Annotated in this window: 2 protein-coding genes; both read right to left on the reverse strand. The window is 64.2% G+C overall.

What is annotated here, in order from left to right:
* Nucleotides 1-1,245 (reverse strand): carbohydrate-binding domain-containing protein (locus MKK60_RS00110; RefSeq protein WP_243983402.1); only part of this gene is annotated, 1,245 nt, incomplete at its 3' end.
* Nucleotides 1,246-1,705: 460 nt separating this feature from the next.
* Nucleotides 1,706-1,882 (reverse strand): hypothetical protein, encoded by a 177-nt coding sequence (locus MKK60_RS00115; RefSeq protein ID WP_243983403.1) that lies wholly within the window; start codon nucleotides 1,880-1,882, stop codon nucleotides 1,706-1,708.
* Nucleotides 1,883-2,184: the final 302 nt, after the last annotated feature.

The following is a 2,184-nucleotide window of genomic DNA, read 5'->3' on the forward strand; positions in this document are numbered from 1 at the left end:
ACAGTTGCCGACGCCGCCGCGTTTGTACGCGGAATGGTTGTCGGCGGCTCGGCCCGCCAGGGTGTGCCCGTTGAGACTGACCTGATGGACGTAGAGGTTGCGGTCGGCCGTCGCGCTGCCGCCGTAGACGTCGTCGAGGAACTGACCCGCGATGTCGTGCGCACCCGTGCCGACCTGGCCCGTGAGGGTGATGTCCTGCGTATGGCCTGCCGCATGCGACGCGCTGGTGGTGAGTGTGCCGCCGATCTGATGGCCGTCCACCAGCACCTGGAAGTGCGGATTGCCCTGGTAGCTGTCACCCGACACGCGGAACACAAAGGTGTCGCCCGCGACCGGAGAAGCAGCCGAGGTCAGGTGAGCCGCTGGTGTGGCAGCCGGGGTGGTATCCGTCAGGCTGCTGACCGCCGTCTTGTAGGCGGCGCCCGCATTGGGATTGTGACCATTGCTGAGCACGCCATCGTAGTCATTCGTCTCGGCGTTCCAGTAGTTGCCGTAGACCATGTTGTGGTCCACCATCCACTTGGTCACACCCTTGATATAATCACCGGCATTGTCGGAAGCGATACCCCATTCGCTCAGGGCGGTTGGCTTGCCGTGGGCGGCGGCAAAATCCTGCTGCCACTGCAGCCCGTAATCTCGTGCCACATCGTGCTGGAAGCCAGCCTTGGCATCCCAGGAGTCATACTCCGGTGAGTAGTAGACGTCTGTCCCGATAACATCGACATACTTATCGCCTGGATACGCTTTAGCGGGATCCATGTTACCGCCGTCGTTGGTGGTATCCCAAACAAACTTAAAATTGCTGGATACCGAACGAAACGTCGTTACGAGTTCTTGGAAGGCCTTGACGAACGCTTCCTCATGGCCGGCGGCAGACCAGGGCATCCAGCCGCCGTTGAACTCCCAGCCGACCCGGATGTAGAGATTACCATCACTGCTCGGATGCGTCTGGGCGAGCGCCTGAGCCGCCTTGAGGAAGTGATCGTTGTAGGCGCCCGTGGCGACCTGCTCGAGCGAGGTGCCCCAGACGGTAAGCGGCACGCCCCAGATGTTGCCGACAGCGGCTCCCTTCCACAGGCTGGTGGCCCACGGGACGGAACTGTCAAAGCCGACCCAGCTGTCATTGTTCAGGAAGTGGAGGACGTTGCCGGGGGTGTTGCCAAACCACTTCGTGTAGGAGCCCAAAATCGAAGGATCATTGCCGACATAAACACCGGTTTGAGTCAATTCGTGCCCCTGCGCCAACCATTGAGAAAACCTAGTGGAGAGCGGGTGATATCATGCAAATGCGCTGCCATGGCGGCGGAGGTCTTTCAGGCGACCGAAGATCCGCTCGATGGCGTTGCGCCCCCGATGTAGCAACGCGGTTGAAGAGCGTCCCCTTCAGCCCGCGCCCTAGGCGCCTACCCTCACAGGGACCACTTAGCCCCGTCGGCTCTGACCGCGGCGGGCTCTTTTGTTCTCCGTTAACCAGCCCGCGCTACGACCCGGCCATCGAAGGGGTTCCTCTGGCCCTGACATCACCTCAGCCCGCCCGGTTGCCACCGTGGTGGGCTTTTTTCGTGCCTGCCGCCTACCGCACAGCCTGCTAGGCCGGCACGCCAACGGGATGCCCCAGACGGTCCCGCCGAAAGGTCTGGTTGCCGTACCGGATCTAGGTGTCGCCGATCGCCTCGACACAGCGGGCCTTGATCAAAGGGCAGCCCTAGTAGTCGACGCGGACCACGCCGAGGGGCGGGTGAAGGCCGAACAGGCTGGTGGCCATCCAGCCGAGGGCGATGGCGTCTTCCCCGAACCGGTCGAGGAAATCGATCGCTGCCTCGCGCATCTCCTGCCAGCGCTGGGCCGAGAGGCCGGGGCACGGCGGCACCGTCGGCTTCATGGCCTCGAGCGCGTCACGCTACGCCTGAACGTCAGAGGGCGTGGGTCGGATCGGTACGGGTGATGCCATGGGTCTCGCCGGATGTGGGCCGGCGGGGATAGGGGCGCGAGCCAGGTGGCGCAACGCGGCTGACAGGCGCCGGCCGCGCTACTCCACCGACCGCAGCTTCGGCCCCGCCCCGGTGTGCACGCCCGCGAAGTTCGGCCGCGTGCTGATCCGGTCCTTCCGCCCGCAGGCCGAGCACACCAGCCGTAGCGCGACATCCGGCACGGGGAAGTCATCGGGCAGGCCGTCGAACGACA

Source organism: Methylobacterium sp. J-092 (genome assembly GCF_022829325.1).
In the GTDB taxonomy this organism is placed as follows: domain Bacteria; phylum Pseudomonadota; class Alphaproteobacteria; order Rhizobiales; family Beijerinckiaceae; genus Methylobacterium.

Bases quoted from the DNA above. Each gene is read 5' to 3' on its own strand.
- MKK60_RS00115 (WP_243983403.1), bottom strand. From the start codon at position 1,882: ATGAAGCCGACGGTGCCGCCGTGCCCCGGCCTCTCGGCCCAGCGCTGG.